Origin of the sequence: Mesorhizobium sp. M1A.F.Ca.IN.022.07.1.1 (genome assembly GCF_003997575.1) — a bacterium.
Classification (GTDB): domain Bacteria; phylum Pseudomonadota; class Alphaproteobacteria; order Rhizobiales; family Rhizobiaceae; genus Mesorhizobium.
Window position 1 is genome coordinate 1 of record NZ_RZST01000455.1, and the last position, 3,827, is coordinate 3,827.

General features: G+C 63.7%; 3 protein-coding genes and 1 pseudogene. 2 read left to right on the plus strand and 2 right to left on the minus strand.

The annotated features are described in order from the left end of the window. Both EOA75_RS30190 and phaC read right to left on the minus strand, forming a co-directional pair. On the minus strand, nt 1-992 hold a 992-nt coding region (locus EOA75_RS30190), incomplete at its 3' end, for a peptidase M15A (protein WP_245466781.1). Nucleotides 993-1,262: 270 nt separating this feature from the next. After that, a complete protein-coding gene (gene phaC / locus EOA75_RS30195) occupies nt 1,263-3,104 on the minus strand; it encodes a class I poly(R)-hydroxyalkanoic acid synthase (protein WP_127325859.1) in 1,842 nt (613 codons plus the stop codon). 97 nt (nt 3,105-3,201) lie between these two features. Between phaC and EOA75_RS30200 the strand changes: the two genes are divergently transcribed. Together EOA75_RS30200 and EOA75_RS30205 are read left to right on the plus strand one after the other, a co-directional pair. Further along, nucleotides 3,202-3,612, plus strand: a complete 411-nt coding sequence (locus tag EOA75_RS30200) for a hypothetical protein (protein WP_164747672.1) — start codon at nt 3,202-3,204, stop codon at nt 3,610-3,612. A gap of 49 nt (nt 3,613-3,661) precedes the next feature. Continuing rightward, nucleotides 3,662-3,827: pseudogene (locus tag EOA75_RS30205) on the plus strand (aminotransferase); the annotation flags it as partial.

Consider the following 3,827-nt stretch of genomic DNA (forward strand, 5'->3'; position numbering starts at 1 on the left):
GGGTCGCGATAGCCGGAGGTGACGATCATCTTGCGGCCGAAATGACCCTCGATCGTCTTCAGCACGCGCACCAGCGAAGGCTTCAGGCAGGCGACGTCGACACTTTCGTTCTGTCTCAAGAGGCCGTTGGGCGCGAGCCTTGCCATACCGGCGGCCGACGCCACCTGGTAGGAGCCGCCGCCTTCGTCCTCGTTGAGATCGACGTCGCTCTCGTCGTCGATGCCGGACTTGCGCTTGATCTCGAACAGCGCCGTCTGGCGCACGCCGGGCAAGGCATCGGCGCCGGTGATGTGGTTGCTGCTGTCGTCACCGAGGGAAGCCAGTTGCACCGGCTTGTCGCCCGGGGTCGCGGAGGCGAGGGTGACGATCGGCTTTGTCGCCGGCGACGTGGTCTTGGCCTGGGCGGCGGGCTGGTCGCTGGAGCGCGTGTTGATCAGCGGGGCAGGCGCGGCCGAGGCCGGCGTGGTGCTGAACAGAGAAGCAAACAGCCCCTTCTTCGGCGCGTCGATCGGCTGCTGCTGGGGCTCGCCCGCTGTCACGTAGACGCCTTTGCTCATCGCCTGCACGGTCGCCTGCGCTTGCGATGCGACCGCGGCGGCATCGCCGGCAGCGACTTTGTCGGTGGCCGCTTTCGTCTCCTCTGCCGTCTGCGGCGGATGTACCAGCGGTTGCGGCGTGTTGCCGGCGATCGAGCCGGCGTCAGCAGGAACCGCTACCGCGGGGAAGGCTGCTCCGGGCCGGGTTTCCGGCACATAGGCAACTTTTTCCGGCAACGGTGTGTCGTCTTCGCCCATCACGGTCGATGCCGCCTCTGGGGATGCCGGGGAGGTCGACGCCGCCTGCGAGGTCGAATCGGCCGACGCCTCGGACTGGGCGCTGGAAGCCGCGCTCATCTCGGTGGCGGTTGAATTGTAGGCGGGCGTGACGACCGACATCGTCGGGTCGCCGGTCGAGGTGCAGGAGGCCAGAAGCACGGATAAGAGCGCTGCCACGATGCTGCGGCTTTCCCTTCGTGCGAGGCGCCAACCTGCTGATTTCAAAATAAAATTCCCCCTTGGCATCCGGTCCGTACATCGTCGCCGCAGCACTCCAGTGCCTCTGGCGGCGACCTCCTGTTCCCGAACCGGAAACGGGATCTGTATCGATCTGCAAAGCCTCGGATTTATTGTTTGTCTGCAGGCGAGCTGAGGCTACGAAAACGATTAACAGCACCATTTCGCCCTGTTTGGGCGGCCCGTCAACTCACCAGACATTACAGCCGGTTACACACGCACCTTGACATAGGTGCCCGGCGCGTCCCCCAAGGTTTTCATACGCTTGCCCGGTTTGCGGGCGGGCACATGGATGTTGTCCTGGCTTTCGATCCAGTGCTGCCAGTGCGTCCACCATGAGCCGGCATGCTCGTGCGCGCCGGCGAACCAGGTGCTGAAATCCCCCACCGGCTTGCCGCCGGTCCAGTACTGGTACTTGTGCGCCGCCGGCGGATTGACGACGCCGGCGATGTGGCCGGAGCCCGCGATGACATATTCGACGTCGCCACCGAAATAGCGCGAGCCGAGGAACACCGAGAGCGCCGGCGCGATGTGGTCTTCCTTCGTGGCGAGGTTGTAGACGGGGATCGTGATGTCGGCCAGCGAGACGGTGCGGCCGGCAAGCTCCATCGTGCCGCGGGAGAGATTGTTCTCGAGATAGCAATTGCGCAGATAGAAGGAATGGTTGGCCGCCGCCATGCGGGTCGAATCGGCATTCCAGTAGAGCAGGTCGAAGGGCAGGGGATCCTTGCCGCGCATATAGTTGTTGATGACATAGGGCCAGATCAGGTCGCCCGAGCGCAGCATGTTGAAGGCGGTCGCCATCTTGGTGCCGTCGAGATAGCCCTTTTCGCTCATCGAGCGCTCCACCGCGGCAACCTGGTCCTCGTCGACGAAGACCTTGAGATCGCCGGCATAGGTGAAGTCGACCTGAGTGGTGAAGAAGGTCGCCGACCTGATGCGGTGGTCGCCTTCCTGCGCCAGCAGCGCGAGCGCCGCGGCCAATAGAGTGCCGCCGACGCAATAGCCGATGGCGTTGACCTCCTTCTCGCCGGTCGCCTTCTCGACCATGTCGAGGCCATATTGCAGGCCCTCGCGGATATAGGCCTCCCAGCCTTTGGCGCCGTGGCGCTCGTCCGGGTTGATCCAGGAGATGACGAAGACCGTGTGGCCCTGCTCGATGGCCCAGCGGATGAAGGATTTCTGCGGGTTGAGGTCGAGGATATAGTATTTATTGATCCACGGCGGGCAAATGAGCAGGGGGCGCTTCAGCACCGTCTCCGTCGTCGGATCGTATTGGATGATCTCGGCGACATCGCTGCGGCCGATGACCTTGCCGGGTGTCGTGGCGATGTTCTTGCCGATCTCGAACGGCGCGTAGTCCGCCTGGCGCAGCTTCAGGTCGCCCCTGCCGGCGGCGATGTCCTCGGCCAGCATCTTCATGCCGCGCACCAAATTCTCGCCGTTGGAGGCGACGGTCTCGCGGAACAGCTCGGGATTGGTCAGAATGAAATTCGACGGCGCGATGGCGTTGGAAACCTGCTTGACGTAGAAGCTCGCCTTGTGGCGGGTGTGCTCGTCGAGGCCCTCGGCATGATCGACGAGATCGGAGGCCCAGCGCGAGGTCACGAGATAGGCCTGTTTCAGGAAGTCGAAGAAGGCATTGCGGCCCCATTCCGGATCCTGGAAGCGCTTGTCGCCGCGCTCGGGCTTGACCGCGTCCTCGGGGGCTTCGGCGTTGGAGCTGGGGCTGACCTTCTGGATGGCGTTCGCCCAGACCGTCATGTAGCCGGCGAACAGCCGCGTCTGGGCTTCAAGCGCGCGCTGCGGGTCGGCCAGCCAGTACTCCGAGAGCTTGGAGAAGGTCTTGACCATGTCGACCACGGGTTCGGCGACGTGGTCGCGCACCTCACCCTTTTCGCGCGGCTCGGCCCAGGCGGAGGCCGCCTTGCCGGCCTGCTCGATCATGCGCGCCATGTTCAACGCGAAGCGTTCGGGATCTTTCACCAGATATTGCTCGACGGTCGAAGGTCCGCCATTTTCCGCTTTGTCCGAATCGGGCGCTTTGGACATGGTTTGCGGGGTTCCTCCCGGAGCGTTTTCTTGACATATTACCATGGGACATCTGACCGGGTCCAACACGCTCTAACCCGGCTGCCAGGAAAACAATATGACGATTAATGTTGGCGGGACTTATTTTCTCGGCGCCGGTTCGATTTGCCGCATCGCCGCCGCAGCCGCGGTGCTATGCACGCCGTTGCTTGCGGGCGGCTGCGAGACCAGCAGCAACACCAGCAATGCGAGGCCGACCGCGGTGACCGAGGGGCCGAAGGACACCGGCTCCTATCCGAACCTCAACATTCCGCCGCCGGTAGCCGCCAAGCAGCTGACGAAGGAAGAGACTGCGGCCAAGCTTGCCCAGCTCAAGGCCGAGCAGCAGGCGCAGCTTGCCAAGGGCGGCCGCGCGAAGCCAGCCGCCAATACGGCGGCGCTGAACACGCTCGCCAGGACGCATGGCGACGACGCGCTGAAGCAGATCGAAGGCAAATGCGATCCTGCCCTCGACCCTAACTGCAATTAGGTCTATATCGCGCGCCGAAAAGCGCCCCCTTTGATCGTCTGGAACTCCAATGGAAGAATTTCACAAGGTCCGCCGGCTTCCGCCTTACGTGTTCGAGCAGGTGAATCGGCTGAAGGCCAGCGCCCGCTCGCGCGGTGCCGACATCATCGACCTTGGCATGGGCAATCCGGACCTGCCGACGCCGAAGGCCATCGTCGACAAATTATGCGAAGTGG